The organism is Streptomyces sp. 1114.5 (genome assembly GCF_003635085.1).
Classification (GTDB): Bacteria; Actinomycetota; Actinomycetes; order Streptomycetales; family Streptomycetaceae; genus Kitasatospora.
The window spans coordinates 3,851,491-3,869,405 of the sequence record NZ_RBXE01000001.1 but is presented as its reverse complement, the minus strand read 5'-3'; the positions used below and the strand labels follow the sequence as shown (position 1 = coordinate 3,869,405).

Sequence of the window (17,915 nt, the reverse complement as noted above, 5' to 3'; positions counted from 1 at the left end):
CCCCTCGCGCGCAACGGCTGGTATTACTGGGGCATGCAGGAAGAGACGGCACGCTCCGCGATCGACACGTTCATCTCCGCGTTCAACGCCTCGGACGACAGCTATGTGACTGCCCTGCTCTCCCAGGCCCTGACCTCGGACGTGGTCTTCTGGGGGCCGTTGGGCCGCAGCGAAGGACTCGCGGCGGTCGAACGGTTCGTGCTGGACATCCGGCGCCACCCGGCGGGGACCGGCACGATGGCGCGCTGCTCGGCGGTGGACATGCCTGACGAGTGGGCCCGGTACCGGTGGGTCTTCACCACACCGGACGGAGGCCCCCGCCTGGCGGGAACGGACGTCGTCCATCTGCGGCGGAACCTCATCGACCAGATCATCGTCTTCGCGGGGGAGATGGAGCCGTCCGCCTCCGGGCCGTCCGCCTCCGAGTCGCCCTCCTGAGTCGTCCTTCTGGCGCTGTCCTCCTCGTGAGGTCGTCCCTGTCGGTCACCGCACCGGCGGCTACTCAGAGCCGCATGAGCCCGGCGGCGGTCGGCCGGAATCCGCACTGGCCGTAGAAGGACTCCAGATGCGGCTCGTAGTCGACGTGCAGCCACTCGGCGCCGCGTGCCCGCGCCTCCTCGGCAGCCGCACGCACCAGCCGCATCCCGAGCCCCTGCCGGCGCTCGTCCGGGTGCACCGTCGTGTCCAGGACGAAGGCGTGCGCACCGCCGTCGCCGACGACGTTGACGAAACCGACCAGCCGACCGCCCCGACGCGCCGCGATCCAGGCCAGACTGCGGGCCAGCACCGGCACGAAGGACGTCGACCGGTGGTCCGGCCACGACGCGCCGAACAACTCGTTGAGCTCGGCATCCGTCAGCTCGGGGCACACCACCAACACCTCGTCACCAACCTGCGACGCATCACTGATCACCATGCGGAGCAGCCTGCCATGCGTCCGGGGCCGTGATCACCCCTCCTCGATCGGTGCGCGGGAAGTCGGCCGGGGCGGCCTCGATCGTCGCCGACGGTGCTCTGGTGTCGCTGGGGTAACTCTGACACCATTCTCAGCTGAGGTGAACGAACTGTTCGCAGGGGTTCACTTCAGCTCAATCAATCCCCCGTGCGCGTAGCGCGTCGAGAAGAAGCGAGACAGGCCTTGAAGACCTTACGGAACCACTTCCCGAAGCTGCTGACGGTCGTGTTGATGCTGCTGGGCACGGTGACCGTCGCGACCGCGCAGGCTCAGGCGGCGCCGCAGCGGGTCACCGGCAGCATGACCGTCTGCTCCAACTCGCCCATTCCGGCGGGGTGGGTCATCACGAACTCCTACAGCAGCTTCAACTGTCCCGGCACCGGTGTCTCGTACACCATCACCGATTCGAACGGGCAGACCAGTCTGGGCGTGTGTTCCTTCTCGCCCATCCCGGCGGGCTGGGTCGTCACCAGCTCCTACGGCGGTGCGGTCAACTGCGCGGGCAGCGGCGTGAATTACTCCATCATGAACTCCGCCAACCAGACCAACCTGGGCGTCTGCTCCTTCTCGCCCATCCCGGCGGGCTGGGTCGTCACCACCTCCTACGGCGGCGCCAACAACTGCGCGGGCAGCGGCGTCGCGTACACCATCCTCAACGCCGCCAACCAGACCTATCTGGCCGTGTGCTCCTTCTCGCCGATTCCGACCGGATGGGTCGTCACCAGCTACTACAGCACCACCACCTGCGCCGGGAGTGGCGTCGCCTACTCCATTCGCAAGGCCTGACGGGCCGCAGCGGCCACCGGACGCGTCAGTGGTGGTCGTGCGCATGGTGGGCGGACTCCGGCGAGCCGCCCATCATGCGCAGCATGGCCGCGCCGCCCGTGCGGAAGAAGCGGACCAGCAGGGCGGCGGCGAGCAGGAGGAAGGCGATGTTGAGCCAGGTGGTGTAGTTCCACTCGACGCCTGACATGGGGACTTCGGCCGTCCGCTGGTCGGGGATCAGCCCGAGCCCGCCGAAGAGGAGTTCGACGGCGTACCCGGCCAGGACCATCGCCGTGTAGAAGGTGCCGAGGAGGAAGAGGGCCGTCCGGCGGCCGTAGTACTTCCGGTAGATGGTGAGGATCGGCAGGATCAGCAGGTCGGCGAAGATGAACGCGACCACACCGCCGAAGCTGATGCCGCCATTCCAGAGGACCACGGCCAGCGGCACGTTGCCGATCGAGCAGACGAAGGACGCGATCGCGACCAGCGGACCGATCAGTGGACCCCAGAGTTTGCCGGCGAGGGGGTGGTCGGCGAAGAAGAAGGCCTGCCAGAAGGAGTCGGGCACCCAGGCGGCGATGGCGCCGGCGATGAGCAGGCCGAGGACGAGGTCGCGCAGGATCGCCGCCCACTCCATGACGAAGACGTGCGCGACGGACGTGACGCCCTGGCGGGACAGCAGCCGGCGCACGAAGGAGCCCTCCCCGGCGACCGACATGTCCATCGCCGCGTGGCCCTCCATCGCGCCCGCCCGGCCGAACTCGGCCTCGTGGCGGGCCTGGCGGACCAGGGAGTCGCGCAGCAGGAGCCGGAAGAGGACGGCGAGCACCAGGATCATCACCGGTCCGCCGACGAACTCGGCCGCGGTGAACTGCCAGCCGAGCAACAGGGCCAGGATGACGCCGAGTTCGACGACCAGGTTGGTGGAGGCGATCTCGAAGGCCATCGCGGCGGTGAAGTTCGCTCCCTTGCGGAACAGCGAGCGCGCCAGGGCGACGGCCGCGTACGAGCAGGAGGAGGACGCCGCTCCGAGGGCGGCGGCGACGGCGAGGGTGCGCGGGCGGTCGTCGGCGAGCAGGCGGACGACGGTGGACTTGTGGACCACGGCCTGGACGACGGCGGAGAGCAGGAAGCCGAGGATCAGGGCCCAGGTGATCTGCCAGGTCATCGCTCCGGCGATGGACAGTGCGTGCAGGATCGCGTACATGGCGGTCCGCCTTCCCCGCGGCGTGGTGGGACTCGATCGGCGCGGCCACACCATATACCCATGCGGGGTATCCAAGCCCATGGCGCGCCGCGAGGCATTCAGGGGCCATCAGAAACTCGTGGATACCCTAGGGGGGTATGGTATGTTCAGAAGCGAAGCAGCCGCCGGGGCCTACTCCCCGTGCGGCGCCGAGCACTTGACGACAGAGGGAGCACACCCATGAGCGAGACCACCGCCACCGTCCAGCCGGCCACCGTCGAGGCCTCCTCCTGCTGCGGCTCGTGCAGCACCGGCGCCGCCGAGGCCCCCGCCGCGCCGTCCGCCCTGAGCTCGGCCTTCCAGGTCAAGGGCATGACCTGCGGACACTGCGTCAGCTCCGTCACCGCCGAGCTGAAGAAGCTCGACGGTGTCACCGACGTCGCTGTGGACCTCGCCACCGGCAAGGTCACCGTCGGCAGCACCCGGCCGCTCGCCGACGCCGACGTGGCCGCCGCCGTCGACGAGGCCGGCTACGACCTGATCGGCCGCCTGGACGGCTGATCGCCCAGTCGTCGGCCCGGGCGACCCCCACACCCGTCCGGGCCGACTGCCCTTCCCATACACGCCGGTAGGGTGGAGAACCGCCTCACCGCACAGGAACCGGTCCGATCCGGCCGCTTTCGGGTACGGGGTGGGGGTATCGGGGGTATCCAAGGGAGGGCGGCCCACAGTGCCGGGAATCGAGTTCGTTCGCCGCCTGGACGGCCTGGTCTACCACTTCGTCCCGGACGGCACCTTCAACGGCCGGCCGTCGTTCAAGCGCACCGACCTGGACGTCTGGTGCCGCTGGCTCCCCGAACGCGGCTGGTGCACCGTCGGCGCCGACGGGGTGCCCAACTCCGCGCCACTGCCGGGCGGAACGGCCGGGGAGCCGTTCCCGCCGCTCTGCCCGTGGCGCAGCTGGAAGGCCGGCAAGTCGTACCTCTACGACCTGCGGCACGTCGTCGCATAGGAATTGACGAGACGTCAACTCTCTGACGGTGCCCGCAGCAGCGGCATGACGACCTCGTCCAGGACCCCCGCCACCACCCGGTCGGACGGCACGGTGCCGCCCGTCAGGAACGCGTCCCGCAGCAGGTCGAGCGGGAGCGAGACGACCCGCGGGGTGACCCGGGCGGGGTTGATCTCGCCCCGGTCGGCGGCGCGGCGCATCATCGCGCCCAGGCTGTCGACCGGCCCTCGGGCGGTCAGCCCGTGGGTGAATCCGGCCCGTAGTTCGGGGTCGCGCAGCAGGTCGACCAGGAAGCCGTGGACGGCGTGGGCCGGCAGGTCGTCGAAGCGGTGCAGCAGGCTGCCCAGGAAGAGCGCCAGGTCCGCCCGCAACTCGCCGGTGTCCGGCGGCTCCTGGTAGTCGGGGGCGTTGCGGCCGAGGGCAGCGATGACGAGCGCGGCCCGGTTGGGCCAGCGGCGGTAGAGCACCGGTTTGCTGGTGCGGGCGCGGGCGGCGACGCCTTCCATGGTGAGCCGGTCGTAGCCGTGATCGGCGAGTTCGGCCCAGACGGCGTCCAGGATCGCCCGCTCCAGTTCGTCACCGCGCCGCCGCGAGGCGCCCGATGCGCCCGAGGGGCCCGAGGTGCCCGAGGTGCCTGATGCCTCCGAGGTGCCCACCCGCTCGTTCATCCCGACCCTCCCGCGCCGACTCTCGTAGATACGTTGCGTTTCTTACCGGGCCGAGTCTACAGTCGAAGACAAGAAACGCGCCGTATCTTATGACCGAATGGCCAGGGGGAGTCCGCCTTGCAAACCGCCTTGCACACCGCCATGCACACCCACGATCAGACGAACGCCATCGACGTCCTGGTGGTCGGCGCCGGCCCGGTGGGCCTCGCGCTCGCCCTCGGGCTGGCCCGCGCCGGGGTGGGCTGCCGCGTGATCGAGCGGGAGCCGCGCTTTCGCGACCGCGGCGTCCGCGGCAAGGGCGTCAACCCGCGCACGCTGGAGGTCTTCGACGATCTCGGCGTCGTGGACGCGATCCTCGACCGCGGCGCGCTCGACCTCAAGGTCCGGACGTACGAGGGGAGTCGCCTCCTCGGCGAGGTCGACCCGGCGGCCGGCAACCGCCCGGCCCCCGACCGCCCGTACCCCGGCATGCTGCTGCTCGGCCAGCACCACACCGAGGAGGTGCTGCGCGAACGGCTCGCCGGGTACGGCGTCACCGTCGAGACGGGCACCGAGCTGATCGACTACACCCAGGACGCGGACGGCGTGCTCGCCACCGTCCACCGCGCCGCCGGCCGCGACACCGACGGCCGCGACACCGCCGGCCGGACCGAGCAGCTGGCCGCCCGTTACCTGGTCGGCTGCGACGGCGGGCGCAGCACCGTCCGCAAGCTGGCCGGCATCCCCTTCCTCGGCGAGACCTGGGAGGAGGAACGGTTCCTCATGGCCTCCATGGACGTCGACGGCCTGGACACCGACGCCATGCACATCTGGAACGACCCCCGGCTCGGCGTCGGCGCGCTGGCGATGATCCCGATGCGGGCGGACGCCAACTGGGCCGTCCACCTCTCCGTCGCCCCGGACGAGCACGGCGCGATCCCGGCCCCGACCGGGGACACCTTCCGTCGGCTCTTCGCCGAACGGGCCGGCCTGCCCGGGATCACGCTGCACGAGCCGGTCTGGTCCACCGTCTGGCGGCCCACGGTCCGGATGGTCGAGCGCTACCGCGACGGCCGGGTGCTGCTCGCCGGGGACGCCGCGCACTGCCACTCCGCGGCCGGCGGCCAGGGCATGAACACCGGCATCCAGGACGCGCACAACCTGAGCTGGAAGCTCGCCGCCGTGCTGCGCGGGGCCGCGGACAGGCTGCTCGACAGCTACCAGGCCGAACGGCTGCCCGTCGCCCGGGCCGTCCTCGCCGCCACCTCCGCCCAGCACCGGGCGCTGTTCGGCGCCGACGGCGCCCGCGCGCTGACCGAGCAGTTCGTCCACCTGGCCGCCGCCGGGAACGACTTCACCGGGCTCTCCGTCGGCTATCGGGGCGGGCCGCTCGGCCGCGATCTCGACGACACCACCGGCATCCGGGCCGGCGACCGCGCCCCCGACGCCCCCTGCACCACCGCCGACGGCACCCCGACCCGACTGTTCGACCTCTTCCGCGGCCCGCACTTCACCCTGCTGACCGTCGGCGCCCACCCGGCGCCGGAGACCTCCGCCCCGCTGCCCGTCGCCACGCCGCTGCGGCGGGCCGCGGTGCTGGACCCCGGGGGCCACGTGGCCCGGGCGTACGGGCTGCGCGGCCCCGCCGTCGTCCTGGTCCGGCCGGACGGCTACGTCGCGCTCACCGGCGCCACCGCCGATCCGGGCACCCTCGCCGAGCAGCTGCTGAGCTACGGCGCGCGCTACGCCCCGGTGGCGTGAGCCGGGGCGGCAGCCCGCGCCCGCTCGTCGGCGCCGGAGAGCCGGAATTACACCGGGGCGAGCCCGAGTTCGATCCCCATGAGCACCAGCTGGAACGCGTGCGGCCGGCCGTCCACCGCGAGGGACAGCACCCGCCCGAGGCCGCCGAGCAGCAACACCGCCGCCAGCCACCGCACCGCCCGGGCGGGCACCGGCGTCTGCCGGGCGACCGCGATCCAGGCCGCGCCGTACCCGGCGAAGACCGCCCCCATGAAGCGGCCGAAGCTGCCGACCGTCGGGCCGGCGTCCGGGGTGTGAAGACACGCCCCGGGGCTGTGACGCTTAGCATCGGTCCGTAACGGGAAATACCGCCTGAAGCCTCCAACTGCGGTTGAAAATATGACAGTTGAAGGCGAAGGCCGCACCTCACCCGAAGGGCCCCATGGACTCCGCCGCAGCCGACACCCGGACCACCCTCCCGCCGCTCCACCGGCTCCCCGTCTCCCCCGCCCGGCCACCCCACCCGACCACCCTCCCCGACGGCACCCCCGCCTGGCTGGTCACCCGCTACCACGACGTCCGGCAGGTCCTCGGCGACCCCCGGATCACCCGGGCCGACCTGCACGACGTCGGCACCGCCGGCACCACCGCCGACGTGGCCGCCAACCCGGCGTCCCTGTTCAACCAGGACGGCCCCGCCCACCGTCGCCTGCGCGGCACCGTCCAACGCGCCTTCACCCCGCGCGCCATCGCCGGCTGGCAGCCCTGGGTCGCGGCCGCCGTCCAGCAGTCCGTGGACGCGCTGGTCGCCGCCGGACCGCCCGCCGACCTGGTCACCGCCTTCACCCGGCCGGTGCCCTTCGCCGTCACCACCCGGCTGATGGGGCTCGACGGCGACGGGCCCGACCGCCTGGACGAGGCCCGGCTGCAGCGCTGGACCCTCGCGCTGCTCGCCCAAGGTGACGGCGAGAACCAGGGCAGCAGCGCCGCCGACCACGCCGAAGCCCTCGCCGAGTACGGCGAGTTCACCACCGAGCTGATCCGACGCCGCCGCCGCGAACCCGGCGACGACCTGGTCAGCCGGCTCGTCCAGGCCGCCGACCAGGCCGGTGGCCACGACGACAGCCAGGACGGCGGGATCCCCGAGGAATCACTCGTCTACCTCACCGCCGGACTCACCGCCAGCGGCAACGAGAGCGTCGCCGGCGCCCTCGGCAACGCCCTCCTCTACCTCCTCGGCGAACGCCCCGACCACTGGCCCCGCCTCGCCGACCCGGACACCGCCGAGCGCACCGCCGAACGGCTGCTGCACTTCATCCCGCTCGGCGACGACGAGGCCACCATCCGCCGCGCCACCGCACCCGTCGAACTCGGCGGCACCACCATCCCGGCCGGCTCCGTCGTCGCCATCAGCCTCGGCAGCGCCAACCGCGACCCCGCCGTCCACCCCGAAGGCCTGGACGCCGACCTCGACCTCCCGCTCGCCGCCCCCACCCTCGCCTTCAGCGCCGGGCCGCACTACTGCATCGGCGCCTGGCGGGTCCGGCTCGAAATGCGCGAATCCCTCCACCGCCTCGCCACCGCCCTGCCCGGCCTGCGGCTCACCACCCCGGTCGCGGACATCGCGTGGCAGCTCGGCGGCACCACCCGGAGCCCGGCCCGGATCCCCGTCGACTGGTGACGCCGCCGGGCCGTGCCGCCGGGTCAGAACAGCCACGGCGGCACGGCCCGGACGCTCAACCGAACAGCCCCTCCCCCAGCACCCGCCCCTCCGGCGCCCCCGGCAGGACGTACGCCACCGCCGACGCCGTGTGCTCCAGGAACGGGTTCAGCGCGTCCCGCGCCGCAAGCCGGGTCTGCACCCGGGTGAACTGGGCCGGATCCCGGACGAAAGCGCAGAACAGCAGGCCCCGGTCGCCCGGCCCGTCGTCGTAGCTGTAGCCGCGCCGCAGCATCCGGGCGCCGCCGTCCAGCCGGGGGCTGGAGAGCCGGACGTGCGCGGAGGCGGGGATGACGTACGAGCCGTCCGGGTTCTTCGCGTAGATGTCCGGCTCGTCGTGCTCCGCCGTCCCGGTGAGCGGCGCGCCGTCGCCCGACCGGCGGCCCATCGCCAGGACCTGCCGGTCCGCGGGCAGGGCCGCGAAGGCGCCGGTGTCCATCCGGATCCGCCGGTAGACCAGCACCGTGCCGTGCTCGTACGGCCCCGGCGGGCCCCAGACCCACTGCCGGGCGGCCTCCTCGTCCGGGTTCGCCGTACCGTCCTTGAAGCCGAACAGGTTCCTGGGCGTCGCGCCGCCGGCCGTGCGGGGCAGGAAGCCGGACTGCGTCCACCGCATGGAGGCCCCCGCCGCCGTGGCCGCCGCGGCAAGCTGCTCGGCGACGACGGACAGCGGCCACCGGTCCGCCGCGCACAGCTGGACCAGCAGATCGCCGCCGCCGCGCGCCGGGTCCAGCCGGTCCCCGGGGAAGGCGGGCAGCTCGGTGAGGACCGGCGCCGGAACGTTCAGTCCCAGCCGGGCGGCGAGCCCCGGGCCGACGCCCACCAGGCCGGTGAGCCGGGCCGGCTCCCCGCCCCGCAACCGCTGGTCCGCCGAGGTCCCCCGGCCGCCTCGGCGAGCACCCGGGTCACCTCTGCCAGCAGACCCCGCAGGGCGGTTCGGCCGTCCGAGGTCGCGGCGGGGGCCAGGTCGAAGGCGAACAGCTGAGTGGCCGGCTGCTGCGGGGCCGTCACCCCGGCCTGCCGTTCGCCGTGGAAGGGGACGGCCGGCTCGGGCGGCGGCGCCGCGGCCGGTGCACCGTCGCCGCCGCGGGCCAGCGCCGCGACCCCGGCCCCCACCCCCGCGCCGACCCCGGCGGCCAGCACCGCCCCGCCCGCGAGCAGGGCCCTGCGGTCCACGCCGCCTCCGACAGTTCGTGGCCGGTCCTGCGCCTTTCCGGTTTCGGCATGCATGGGCGACATTGGAGACGATAGAACACGCATTATGCAACTTTTGACCACACGTCACTTTCCTCGCCCCACAACACCCGCACCCAGGCGGGGAGTCCGGGCACTGATTCCCGCTCTGCTCACCTCCGCCGCCCTCGTCATCTCGACCGCCGTCTCCGGCTGCTCGTCGGCCGGTTCGACCTCGTCCGACGCAAAACATCCCGAAGGCACGGTCGTTCGCGTGCCGCAGCACTTCCCGACCATCCAGCAGGCCGTGGACGTCGCCCGCGAGGGGGACACCGTGCTGGTCGACCCGGGCACCTACCGCGAGAGCGTCCGGATCACCAAGCCCCGGATCGTGCTGCGCGGCAGCGACCGCAACGCCGTGGTCCTGGACGGCGGCGTGCGCCTGGTCAACGGCGTCACCGTCACCGGGCCCGGGTCGGTGGTCGAGAACCTCACCGTCCACGGCTACCTGGCCAACGGCGTCCTGTTCACCGGCGTCACCGACGAGAAGCTGCAGCAGCGCGGCGCCGGCGGCTCCGCCTACGACCCGCTGGACACCGCCCGCTTCCCCGTCGTCCAGGGCTTCCGCGCGACGCGCGTCACCGCCTACGACAACGGCCTGTACGGCATCTACGCCTTCGACGCGCGCGGCGGCGTCATCGAGGAGTCGTACGCCTCCGGCCAGGCCGACTCCGGCATCTACGTCGGCCAGTGCAGGCCCTGCGACACCCTGGTGCGCGGCAACACCGTCGAGCGCAACGCCGTCGGCATCGAACTCACCAACGCCTCCGACGGATTGACGATCCTCGGCAACCGCGTCACCGGCAACCGGGTCGGTGTCACCGTCAACTCCAACGACCTCGAAGCCCTCGCCCCGCAGCACGGCGCGGTCATCGCGGGCAACGTCGTCGCCGACAACAACGCCGCCGACACCCCCGAACAGGCCGACGGCGGCTTCGGCATCGGCATCGGCATCGGCGGCGGCACGGCCAACCGGGTGCAGCGCAACCTCGTCCAGGGCAACCGCGCAGTCGGCATCATCGTCACCGACCCGCCCGGCCACCCGGCGAGCGGCAACCGCATCGAGGGCAACCGCGCCACCGGCAACGGCACCGACCTCACCCTGGCCTCCGTCGACCCGGGCAACTGCTTCACCGGCAACCTGCCCGCCGTCCAGAGCCCGGAGAACCTGGAGACCCTGGCGGCCTGCGGGGTCCAGGGCGGAGTCCAGGGCCGCGGGCCCGTGCCGGCCGGCCACACCAGCCCGGTCCAGGCGCCCCCCGGCATCCCCTTCAGCCAGGTGCCCGCCCCACCCGCCCAGCCGTCCCTGCCCGACCCGGCCGCCCCGGGCCGCCCCGCCACCGACCTCCCGGGCCCGGTCGACCCCGACGCCTACCCCCTCCCGACGAGCACCGACACCGTCCCGACACCCTGACCGCCCCCGCGTCCACAACCGCCGGGGCCCGTCTCCGGACCCCCGTCGTCCACCGGGGGTCCGGAGACGGGCCCCGGCCGCAGGAGTGCCACGCTCGTCAAGGGCGCCTCGGGGCTCGGACAGCCGGAGGCCCCGCCCGCACGGCCGCGAAGCCCCCGCCCGGACGGCCGTGAAGCCCCCAAGAGTTCGCAAACCCGCAGGACAGTCCGGGCGCCCCGGGGCGACCCGGACTTCCTTGCCGGCACGGGCAGTTCGGGACAGCCCGGGCACTTCGGAATCCATCCCGACCGCCCTCCGCGGACATGACATACTGCCTCGGTGACCGCAGCAGACCTGGCCGAGAAGCCACCCAAAAGCCGTCCGCAACTGGGCCGGAAATTCACCCTGCTGTGGTCGGCCTCGGCGATCTCCTCGGTCGGCGACGGCATGCGGGACTCGGCCCTGCCGCTGCTCGCGGTGGCGGTGTCGGACTCGCCCAGCGCGGTCTCGGTGGTCTCCGTCGCCGGGTCGCTGCCCTTCCTGGTGATGTCCCTCTACGGCGGGGTGCTCGCCGACCGGAGCGACCGCCGCCGGCTGATGTGGACGATCGACGCCCTGCGCGCCGCCGTCGTCCTCGGCTTCGCCTGCTGGGTCTTCCTCGCCGACCCGCCGCTGATCACGCTCGCCGCCCTGGCCTTCCTGCTCGGCTGCGGCGAGACGGTCTTCTCCAACGCCGCCACCTCCGCCGTCCCGGAGGTCGTCCGCCCCGACCAGCTCGACGCCGCCAACGGCCGGATGCAGGCCAACATGCTGGTCGGCGGCAACCTGATCGGCCCGCTGCTGGGCTCCGCACTGTTCGCCGTCGCCGCCGGCTACCCCTTCACGGTGGACGGCATCTCCTTCGCCCTCGCCGCCGCCCTGGTCGCCGCCACCGGCCGCTCCACCGCCACCCGCGCCCGGACCGGCCGCCCCGTCCTCACCGAGATCCGCGAGGGCGTCAGCTGGCTGGCCCGCCACCGCGAGGTGCGGATGCTCGCCGTCCTCTCCACCCTCGGCGCGCTGACCTGCTTCATGGGCACCACCATGATGGTCCTGATGGTCACCAGGGTCATCCACGCCCCCGCCGCCTCCTACGGCATCGTCCTCGCCGCCGGCGCGATCGGCGGCACGGCCGCGAGCACCCTGGCCGGCCGGATCAGCCGCGTGCTCAGCCGCGGCACCCGGATCGCCCTCTCCTTCTTGCTGATGGGCGTCTCACTGATCCTGATGGCGTTCAGCACCTCGGTGTTCGAGGTCGCCGCCCTGTACGGCGTGATCGGCTTCGGCATCGTCACCTGGAACATCCAGGCCATCTCGCTGCGCCAGCAGGCCGTCCCGAAGGAACTCCTCGGCCGGGTCAACAGCTGCTACATGCTGCTGTCCCGACTCGGCATCATGACCGGCGCCGCCCTCAGCGGCTGGATCGCCTCCACCACCAGCATCCGCGCGCCCCTGCTGCTCGGCGGCGGCCTGCTGCTCGCCCTCCTGGTCGCCGTGCTGCTCCTGCTCCCCCGGATGACCGCCATGGAGTCCCCGGCCCAGACCGCCGAACAGGCCGCCGACCGGGCCGCCGGCCGGGCCGCCGCCGAGGACGTTTAGGACCAGCCCGAGGGCCCTGATAAATCGCTACCAGGCGGGCGGGGCGCGGTGATAGACATCCGGGGTGCACAAAACCCTGAACTTCGCTGACCACCTGCGGCTGATCGACGAGCGGTCGACCGTCTTCCGTGCTGCCCTCGCCGCCGCACCCGACCTGGACGCGCAGGTGCCCTCCTGCCCCGACTGGACGCTGTTCGACCTGGCGCAGCACATGGGCCAGAGCCGCCGGCGCTGGGCCGCCACCGTCGCCGCCGGGCCCGCCGACACCCCGCCGGCCGGGTTCGAGCCGGGGCGCGGCCCGGTCGCGCCGCGCGGCCGGGAGGAACTGCTCGCCTGGTCGGCCGAGTCGACGGAGCTGATGCTGGAGGCACTGCGGGAGGCCGGGCCGGATCGCGGCTGCTGGACGTGGTGGGGCAAATCGCTGTCGCCGCAGACCTCCGGTGCCGTCGCCCGGCACCAGTTGCTGGAGATCTCGGTGCACACCTACGACGCGCAGCTCACCCTGGGCGCCCCGCAGCCGCTGCCGGACGCCGTGGCGCTCGACGGGGTCGAGGATTTCCTGCACACCTGCAACGCGACCACGTCCCCGTGGCCGCACGAGCCGGCCGTCCTGGACTACCACATCGCCGGGGGCCGTTCCTGGCGCCTGCGGTTCGACGCCCAGGGCGCACGGCCGATCCTGCTGCCCGCGGCGGGCGAGGCCCCGGAGGCGGCCGACCTCTCGGCCCGCGGCACGGCCGACGAGCTGGTCATGACCATGTACGGCCGGGCCCCCTTGGAGTCCCTGAAGCTGGACGGCGACCGGCGGGTCCTGGACCGGCTGGTGGAGTGGGTGCCGGAGTGAGTCGACCCTGATCGACCATGATTGCCTGCGATCGAACGGGGGCGGAACCGACCGGTTCCGCCCCCTTCGCGTTCCCCGTTCAGCATTCGCAGCCCGAGAACCGTCGTATCCGACCTGTCCGGATCACGTCATGCCGGTTCCGGAAGCGCGGATCCCTTGAACGCCGTGGTCATGCCGAATGACGATGGTCGTCGCAGGAGCGACCCTCCGGCCGCGCCGAAAGGCCCGGGACCGGTACCTCCTGCCCTCCCCACGTGGTCTCCCTCACGTCGTCTGACACCCCACAGAACGGCTGGCTTCCGCATGGCGCTCGACGAACGGCACTACCGGTTCTTCCCCGTCCCGAAACTCGACGATTCCGTCCTCCGCGAATTCCCGACCCTGCCCGTGGACCGGTACTGCGACGGCAAGTTCCGCCACCGCCGGTTCTCCCAGTACCGGATCGCCCACTCCGCCACCGCCGGCTGGCAGTTGGAACTGCTGCCGCACCGCCCGTTCTGCCAGGCGACCAAGTTCAACGGTGTGACGGGCGGCCGGCTGCGCGACTTCGACCCGCTGCGGATCGACCCCGGCCCGCTGGTGCGGGCGGGCGCGGAGGAGGTGCCACTGGACACCGCCACCGACTGGCAGGTCGACGTGCACCAGTGGCGGATCGTCTCGGACGACAGCACCCGCGGCGTCTCGGTGCCGGAGGGGCCGCACCAGGACGGGCACACGTTCAGCGTGATCGCGGTCATCGACCGGGTCAACATCACCGGCGGCGAGACCCAGTTGCTGCCGATGGACAGCGACGAACCCTTCGTGCGGACGGTCCTCCGGCCCGGGCAGGCCGTCGTGCTGGACGACCGGAAGATGCGGCACTACGCGACCGACATCGCCGCGCCGCCCGGCGAGCACGGGCACCGCGACATCTTCCTGCTCGCCTACAACACCTGGCCGGAGCGGCGCTACGGGGAGGCGTACGAGAAGGCCGTGCTGGCCGGAACCTGGTGCTAGGGCGTGCCTGACGACCCCTAGGGTCCGGTCCGCCGCAGGACAGCTTCCCGAGAGGACGCACGCCATGGCCCACCCCCCGTCCCCGCACCCTTCGCCGGCCCCGCAGCTGCCGGAGCACGACCCGGACGACCCCGTCGAGAACGCCGTCATCGCCCGGCTGGCCGGCAACTGGGCCCGGCGGGCCTCGGTGAAGCGGGCCGAGCCGGACCTGGACGACCTGTTCGAGCCCGACCGCCCGGACTACCCGGAGCACCTGCTCCCCTTCCACGACCACCCCGCCTACCTCGCCCTCGACGGCGGGCAGCGGGCCCGGCTGCTCGCCTGGGCCTGGGTGGCGTTCAACAAGAACGTGATGGACAACGAGCAGCGGGTGGTGAACCCGGGCTTCGAGCTGATCGCCCGGGACGCCTTCGGCACCGGCCTGTCCGAGACCTCCGTCCTGGCCGCGACCCAGGCCATGGTGGACGAGCAGTACCACACCCTGATGCACCTCAACGCCAGTGCGGTGACCCGGCGTCGGCGCGGCTGGCAGCTGCCGGAGAGCGCGCTGCCGGTGGCCCGCAAGGCCCGCCGGCACGCCGAGCGGCTGGCCGAGGCCGGGCAGCCGTGGCAGCGGGAGCTGACCACGCTGGCCTTCGCCACGGTGTCGGAGCTGTCCATCAACGCCTACCTGAACCTGATCGCCGAGGACCCGGAGGTCCAGCCGGTGAACCGGGCCACCGCGACCATGCACAACCGCGACGAGTACTGCCACTCCGCGATCTCCAAGGAGGTCGCCAAGGAGGTCTGCGCCGGCCTGGACGCCGAGCGCCGGGCGTACTTCCTGGACGCCGTGGGCGACGGCATGCGGGCGTTCGGCGCCAACGACTTCACCACCTGGCGCCGGGTGGTCCGGCTGGTCGGGGTGGCGGACGGCGAGCGGATGATGCGCGACGTCGAGCAGGACCAGGGGCGCACCATGCTCGTCCAGGACTACAGCGCGCTGTACGCGCTCTGCACCGAGCTGGGGGCACTGGAGGAGATCGACTTCGACTGGGGCGGAGTGACACTGCGATGACCGTCAACTCCGGTCGTACCAGGGTGAGTCAGCCCACCGTCCCGGTCCTGGACGGCACCTGGCTGCGCCCCGGCGATCCCGGCTACGACCGGGCCCGCCGGGTCTGGAACGGCATGCACGACCGCCGGCCCGCCCACATCGTCCGCTGCGCCAGCGTGGCGGACGTCCGCCGGGCGCTGCGTTTCGCCGCCGGGGCGGGGTACGAGGTGACGGTGCGCGGCGGCGGGCACAACGTGGCGGGGACGGCGGTGGCCGACGGCACCCTGATGGTCGACCTGTCGCTGCTGCGCGGTGTCGAGGTGGACCCGGCGGCCCGGACGGCGCGGGCGCAGGGCGGCTGCCTGCTCGGCGACCTGGACGCGGCGACCGAGCCGCACGGGCTGGTCTGCCCGACCGGGATCATCTCCCGCACCGGCCTGGCCGGGCTCGCCCTCGGCGGCGGGTACGGCTGGCTGAGCCGCCGCTGGGGCCTGACCTGCGACCACGTGCTTTCCGCCCAGGTGGTCCTGGCGGACGGCTCGGTGGTCGAGGCGACCGAGCGGGACCACCACGAGCTGCTGTGGGCGCTGCGCGGCGGCGGCGGGAACTTCGGGATCGTCACCCGGTTCACGCTGCGGCTGCGGCCGGCCGTCCCGGTGCACCGCCGCACCGGCGTGTACGAACTCGCCTCGGCCGAACAGGCGTTGGCGAACTACCGGGCGTTCGCAGGCGAGCTGTCGGCGGACCTGCACGTGGCCGGCGCGCTCAAGGTCGCGGGCCAGTACGGCGGTTACGAGACCTGGCTGCCCGAACGGCTGCGCGGCCGCCCCGCGCTCTACCTGACGGCGGTGTGGTTCGGCGCGCCCGAGCGGGCCGAGGCCGCCTCCGAGCCGCTGTTCGCCGCCCTGCCGCCGGCCGCCGCGAGCAGCGGGCCGATCGGCTACCGGCAGCTGCAGAGCGGCGGCGACCACGAACGCCCGGACGGCAACCGCTACTACACCAAGACCCGCTACCTGGCCGACGTCCCGGCGCCGGCCGCCGCCGAGATGGTCGACTCGCTGGCCGCGATGCCCTCCCCGCTGTCCTCGATCAACTTCGAGTACCTGCGCGGCGCGATCGCCGACGTCCCCGACCAGGACAGCGCCTTCCCCGGCCGGGACGCGCCGTTCATCCACACCGTCTCCGCGCAGTGGAGCAGGCGGGCGCAGGACCTGGAGAACATCGCCTGGACCCGGCGCTCCGTCGAACGGCTCGACCCGTGGAGCCACACCGGCGCGTACGTCAACTACCTGGTGGACGAGCGCCCCGACCGGGTCCGGGAGGTGTACGGGGACGCGCGCTACCGGCGGCTGGCCGCCGTCAAGGCGGCGTACGACCCGGGCAACGCCCTGCACCACAACCAGAACATCCGCCCCGGCCAGGGGAACCCCGAGTGAGGAGCCTCGCATGCGCATCGCGGTAGTGGACGGCTTCTCGACCTCCCGGATCCTGGTCGGACAGCTCGCCGAGCACGCGGTGGAGTGCGTCCACCTGCGCACCCAGCCGGCCTTCCGCGAGTCCTACACCCGCGGCTTCGACCCGGACGCCTACGCCGTCGACCTCGGCCACCTGCCGGAGGACGAGGCGGTCACCGCCCTGCGCCGGCTGGGGGTGGACCGGGTGATCGCGGGCGGCGAGTCCGGGGTGCTGCTCGCCGACGCCCTGGCGCACCGGCTCGGCCTGCCCGGCAACGACGTGCGCACCGCACCCGCCCGCCGGGACAAGGCCCGGATGGCGGAGCTGCTGCGCGCGGCCGGGCTGGCGGCGCCCTCCGGCACGCTCGCCGCCGACGCCGGGCAGGCCACGGCCTGGTTCACCGCGAACGGCGGCACCACCGTCGTGGTCAAGCCGCTCGCCAGCGCCGCGACCGACGGCGTCCGGGTCTGCACCACCGCCGCGCAGGTGCGCGAGGCCGCCGAGGACGTCCTCGGCCGGCCGAACTTCATCGGCGCCGCCAACCGGGCGGTGCTCGTCCAGGATTACCTGGAGGGCGACGAGTACATCGTCAACACCGTCTCCCGGGACGGTGTTCACAAGGTCGCCGAGATCCTCAAGTGCACCAAGAACAAGGGCCCTCACGGCTCGCCGGTGTACGACTACCACGAGCCGGTGCAGCGCTCCGACCCGCGCGGCGAGCAGGTGGTGGCGTACACCAAGGAGGCCGTCACGGCGCTCGGCATCGCGCACGGCGCGGCGCACAGCGAGGTGATGCTCACCCCTGCCGGGCCGGTGCTGATCGAGACCGGCGCACGGCTGATGGGATCCATCCACCCCTGGGTGCACGAGAAGTACCTCGGCACCTCGCACGTCCACCTGTACGCCCTGGCCCTGACCGACCCGGAGGCCTTCAAGGCCTTCCCGGACGAGGACCTGCGCTGGTCGCAGGAGCTGCGCCAGGTCTACCTGTCCAACCACCGGGCCGGGGTGGCCGGTTCGGACGCCTGGCAGGAGCGCTACCGCGCGCTGGAGTCCTTCGTGGAGCTGAGCGCGCCGCTCTCCCCCGGGCAGCCGGTGCCGCGGACCGTCGACCTGGCCACCGTCCCGGGCTACGTCTACCTCGCCGCGCCCTCGCTCGCGACGGTCGACCGCGACCGCGCCCGGATCCGGGCGTACGAGGACCAGGGCGTCTACGTCCTGCCGTGAAAGCGTCACCCCGTCCCTGCCCCACCCCGCCCTCGCCCCGCCCCGCAGACGCCTCCCGCACGCCCCCT

The 17,915-nt window shown here is 73.0% G+C and carries 18 protein-coding genes and 1 pseudogene; 13 read left to right on the top strand and 6 right to left on the bottom strand.

The genetic code is table 11. The features are described 5' to 3' along the window. The first annotated feature begins 33 nt into the window (after positions 1–33). On the top strand, positions 34–438 hold the full coding sequence (locus BX285_RS17395) for a nuclear transport factor 2 family protein (RefSeq protein WP_097240379.1): 405 nt from the start codon (positions 34–36) through the stop codon (positions 436–438). Between the two features lie 64 nt (positions 439–502). Here BX285_RS17395 and BX285_RS17390 read toward each other — a convergent pair whose 3' ends face one another. Then, the gene (locus BX285_RS17390) at positions 503–916 is read right to left on the bottom strand and encodes a GNAT family N-acetyltransferase (RefSeq protein ID WP_097238815.1); all 414 of its coding nucleotides are present in this window, start codon (positions 914–916) and stop codon (positions 503–505) included. A gap of 222 nt (positions 917–1,138) precedes the next feature. On the opposite strand from BX285_RS17390, the gene BX285_RS17385 reads away from it, so the two are divergent. Next, entirely contained in the window at positions 1,139–1,741 is a 603-nt protein-coding gene (locus BX285_RS17385) for a hypothetical protein (protein ID WP_097238814.1), read from the top strand. A gap of 25 nt (positions 1,742–1,766) precedes the next feature. On the opposite strand, the gene BX285_RS17380 is transcribed toward BX285_RS17385, so the two are convergent. After that, on the bottom strand, positions 1,767–2,927 hold the full coding sequence (locus BX285_RS17380) for a permease (protein WP_121175610.1): 1,161 nt from the start codon (positions 2,925–2,927) through the stop codon (positions 1,767–1,769). A 219-nt stretch (positions 2,928–3,146) separates the two neighbouring features. On the opposite strand from BX285_RS17380, the gene BX285_RS17375 reads away from it, so the two are divergent. Together BX285_RS17375 and BX285_RS17370 are read left to right on the top strand one after the other, a co-directional pair. Beyond that, a complete protein-coding gene (locus BX285_RS17375; RefSeq protein WP_121175609.1) occupies positions 3,147–3,467 on the top strand; it encodes a heavy-metal-associated domain-containing protein in 321 nt (106 codons plus the stop codon). A gap of 169 nt (positions 3,468–3,636) precedes the next feature. Continuing rightward, on the top strand, positions 3,637–3,918 hold the full coding sequence (locus BX285_RS17370; protein ID WP_121175608.1) for a hypothetical protein: 282 nt from the start codon (positions 3,637–3,639) through the stop codon (positions 3,916–3,918). Positions 3,919–3,932: 14 nt separating this feature from the next. Here BX285_RS17370 and BX285_RS17365 read toward each other — a convergent pair whose 3' ends face one another. Further along, complete coding sequence (locus BX285_RS17365; protein ID WP_121175607.1) at positions 3,933–4,586, bottom strand: TetR/AcrR family transcriptional regulator; 654 nt, start codon at positions 4,584–4,586, stop codon at positions 3,933–3,935. 117 nt (positions 4,587–4,703) lie between these two features. On the opposite strand from BX285_RS17365, the gene BX285_RS17360 reads away from it, so the two are divergent. Next, positions 4,704–6,326 (top strand): FAD-dependent monooxygenase, encoded by a 1,623-nt coding sequence (locus BX285_RS17360; RefSeq protein WP_147465178.1) that lies wholly within the window; start codon positions 4,704–4,706, stop codon positions 6,324–6,326. 47 nt (positions 6,327–6,373) lie between these two features. Here the strand turns inward: BX285_RS17360 and BX285_RS17355 are convergent. Then, positions 6,374–6,613 (bottom strand): annotated as a pseudogene (locus BX285_RS17355) (DUF4345 family protein); the annotation flags it as partial. A 134-nt stretch (positions 6,614–6,747) separates the two neighbouring features. Between BX285_RS17355 and BX285_RS17350 the strand changes: the two are divergent. Continuing rightward, positions 6,748–7,986 carry a cytochrome P450 gene (locus BX285_RS17350; RefSeq protein WP_121175604.1) on the top strand — a complete coding sequence of 413 codons (1,239 nt, stop codon included), beginning with the start codon at positions 6,748–6,750 and terminating at the stop codon, positions 7,984–7,986. A gap of 55 nt (positions 7,987–8,041) precedes the next feature. Here the strand turns inward: BX285_RS17350 and BX285_RS17345 are convergent, their stop codons facing one another. Both BX285_RS17345 and BX285_RS38430 read right to left on the bottom strand, forming a co-directional pair. Further along, positions 8,042–8,884, bottom strand: coding sequence for a Dyp-type peroxidase (locus tag BX285_RS17345; protein ID WP_259470558.1), 843 nt, complete (start codon positions 8,882–8,884; stop codon positions 8,042–8,044). Further along, a complete protein-coding gene (locus BX285_RS38430; RefSeq protein WP_259470557.1) occupies positions 8,809–9,201 on the bottom strand; it encodes a Dyp-type peroxidase in 393 nt (130 codons plus the stop codon). The genes BX285_RS17345 and BX285_RS38430 overlap by 76 nt, the downstream gene beginning before the upstream one ends. A gap of 271 nt (positions 9,202–9,472) precedes the next feature. Here BX285_RS38430 and BX285_RS17340 point away from each other — a divergent pair, with 271 nt between their 5' ends. The 7 genes from BX285_RS17340 to BX285_RS17310 all read left to right on the top strand — a co-directional run bounded on the left by BX285_RS17340 (position 9,473) and on the right by BX285_RS17310 (position 17,847). Then, on the top strand, positions 9,473–10,672 hold the full coding sequence (locus BX285_RS17340) for a right-handed parallel beta-helix repeat-containing protein (RefSeq protein WP_259470556.1): 1,200 nt from the start codon (positions 9,473–9,475) through the stop codon (positions 10,670–10,672). 318 nt (positions 10,673–10,990) lie between these two features. Then, a complete protein-coding gene (locus tag BX285_RS17335) occupies positions 10,991–12,289 on the top strand; it encodes an MFS transporter (RefSeq protein WP_121175602.1) in 1,299 nt (432 codons plus the stop codon). A 64-nt stretch (positions 12,290–12,353) separates the two neighbouring features. Next, positions 12,354–13,133 (top strand): maleylpyruvate isomerase family mycothiol-dependent enzyme, encoded by a 780-nt coding sequence (locus tag BX285_RS17330; protein ID WP_121175601.1) that lies wholly within the window; start codon positions 12,354–12,356, stop codon positions 13,131–13,133. Between the two features lie 303 nt (positions 13,134–13,436). Then, complete coding sequence (locus BX285_RS17325; RefSeq protein WP_183107087.1) at positions 13,437–14,129, top strand: 2OG-Fe dioxygenase family protein; 693 nt, start codon at positions 13,437–13,439, stop codon at positions 14,127–14,129. A 64-nt stretch (positions 14,130–14,193) separates the two neighbouring features. Then, a complete protein-coding gene (locus BX285_RS17320; RefSeq protein ID WP_121175599.1) occupies positions 14,194–15,186 on the top strand; it encodes a diiron oxygenase in 993 nt (330 codons plus the stop codon). Further along, the gene (locus BX285_RS17315) at positions 15,183–16,601 is read left to right on the top strand and encodes an FAD-binding oxidoreductase (RefSeq protein WP_121175598.1); all 1,419 of its coding nucleotides are present in this window, start codon (positions 15,183–15,185) and stop codon (positions 16,599–16,601) included. Before BX285_RS17320 ends, BX285_RS17315 begins: the two co-directional genes overlap by 4 nt. 10 nt (positions 16,602–16,611) lie before the next feature. Continuing rightward, positions 16,612–17,847 carry an ATP-grasp domain-containing protein gene (locus BX285_RS17310; protein WP_121175597.1) on the top strand — a complete coding sequence of 412 codons (1,236 nt, stop codon included), beginning with the start codon at positions 16,612–16,614 and terminating at the stop codon, positions 17,845–17,847. Positions 17,848–17,915 lie beyond the last annotated feature (68 nt).

Excerpts from the sequence above, each read along its gene's own strand:
- BX285_RS17395 (WP_097240379.1), top strand. The coding sequence starts at position 34 with ATGCAGGAAGAGACGGCACGCTCCGCGATCGACACGTTCATCTCCGCG.
- BX285_RS17390 (WP_097238815.1), bottom strand. The coding sequence starts at position 916 with ATGGTGATCAGTGATGCGTCGCAGGTTGGTGACGAGGTGTTGGTGGTG.
- BX285_RS17380 (WP_121175610.1), bottom strand. The coding sequence starts at position 2,927 with ATGTACGCGATCCTGCACGCACTGTCCATCGCCGGAGCGATGACCTGG.
- BX285_RS17375 (WP_121175609.1), top strand. The coding sequence starts at position 3,147 with ATGAGCGAGACCACCGCCACCGTCCAGCCGGCCACCGTCGAGGCCTCC.
- BX285_RS17365 (WP_121175607.1), bottom strand. The coding sequence starts at position 4,586 with ATGAACGAGCGGGTGGGCACCTCGGAGGCATCAGGCACCTCGGGCACC.
- BX285_RS17350 (WP_121175604.1), top strand. The coding sequence starts at position 6,748 with ATGGACTCCGCCGCAGCCGACACCCGGACCACCCTCCCGCCGCTCCAC.
- BX285_RS17325 (WP_183107087.1), top strand. The coding sequence starts at position 13,437 with ATGGCGCTCGACGAACGGCACTACCGGTTCTTCCCCGTCCCGAAACTC.
- BX285_RS17320 (WP_121175599.1), top strand. The coding sequence starts at position 14,194 with ATGGCCCACCCCCCGTCCCCGCACCCTTCGCCGGCCCCGCAGCTGCCG.
- BX285_RS17315 (WP_121175598.1), top strand. The coding sequence starts at position 15,183 with ATGACCGTCAACTCCGGTCGTACCAGGGTGAGTCAGCCCACCGTCCCG.
- BX285_RS17310 (WP_121175597.1), top strand. The coding sequence starts at position 16,612 with ATGCGCATCGCGGTAGTGGACGGCTTCTCGACCTCCCGGATCCTGGTC.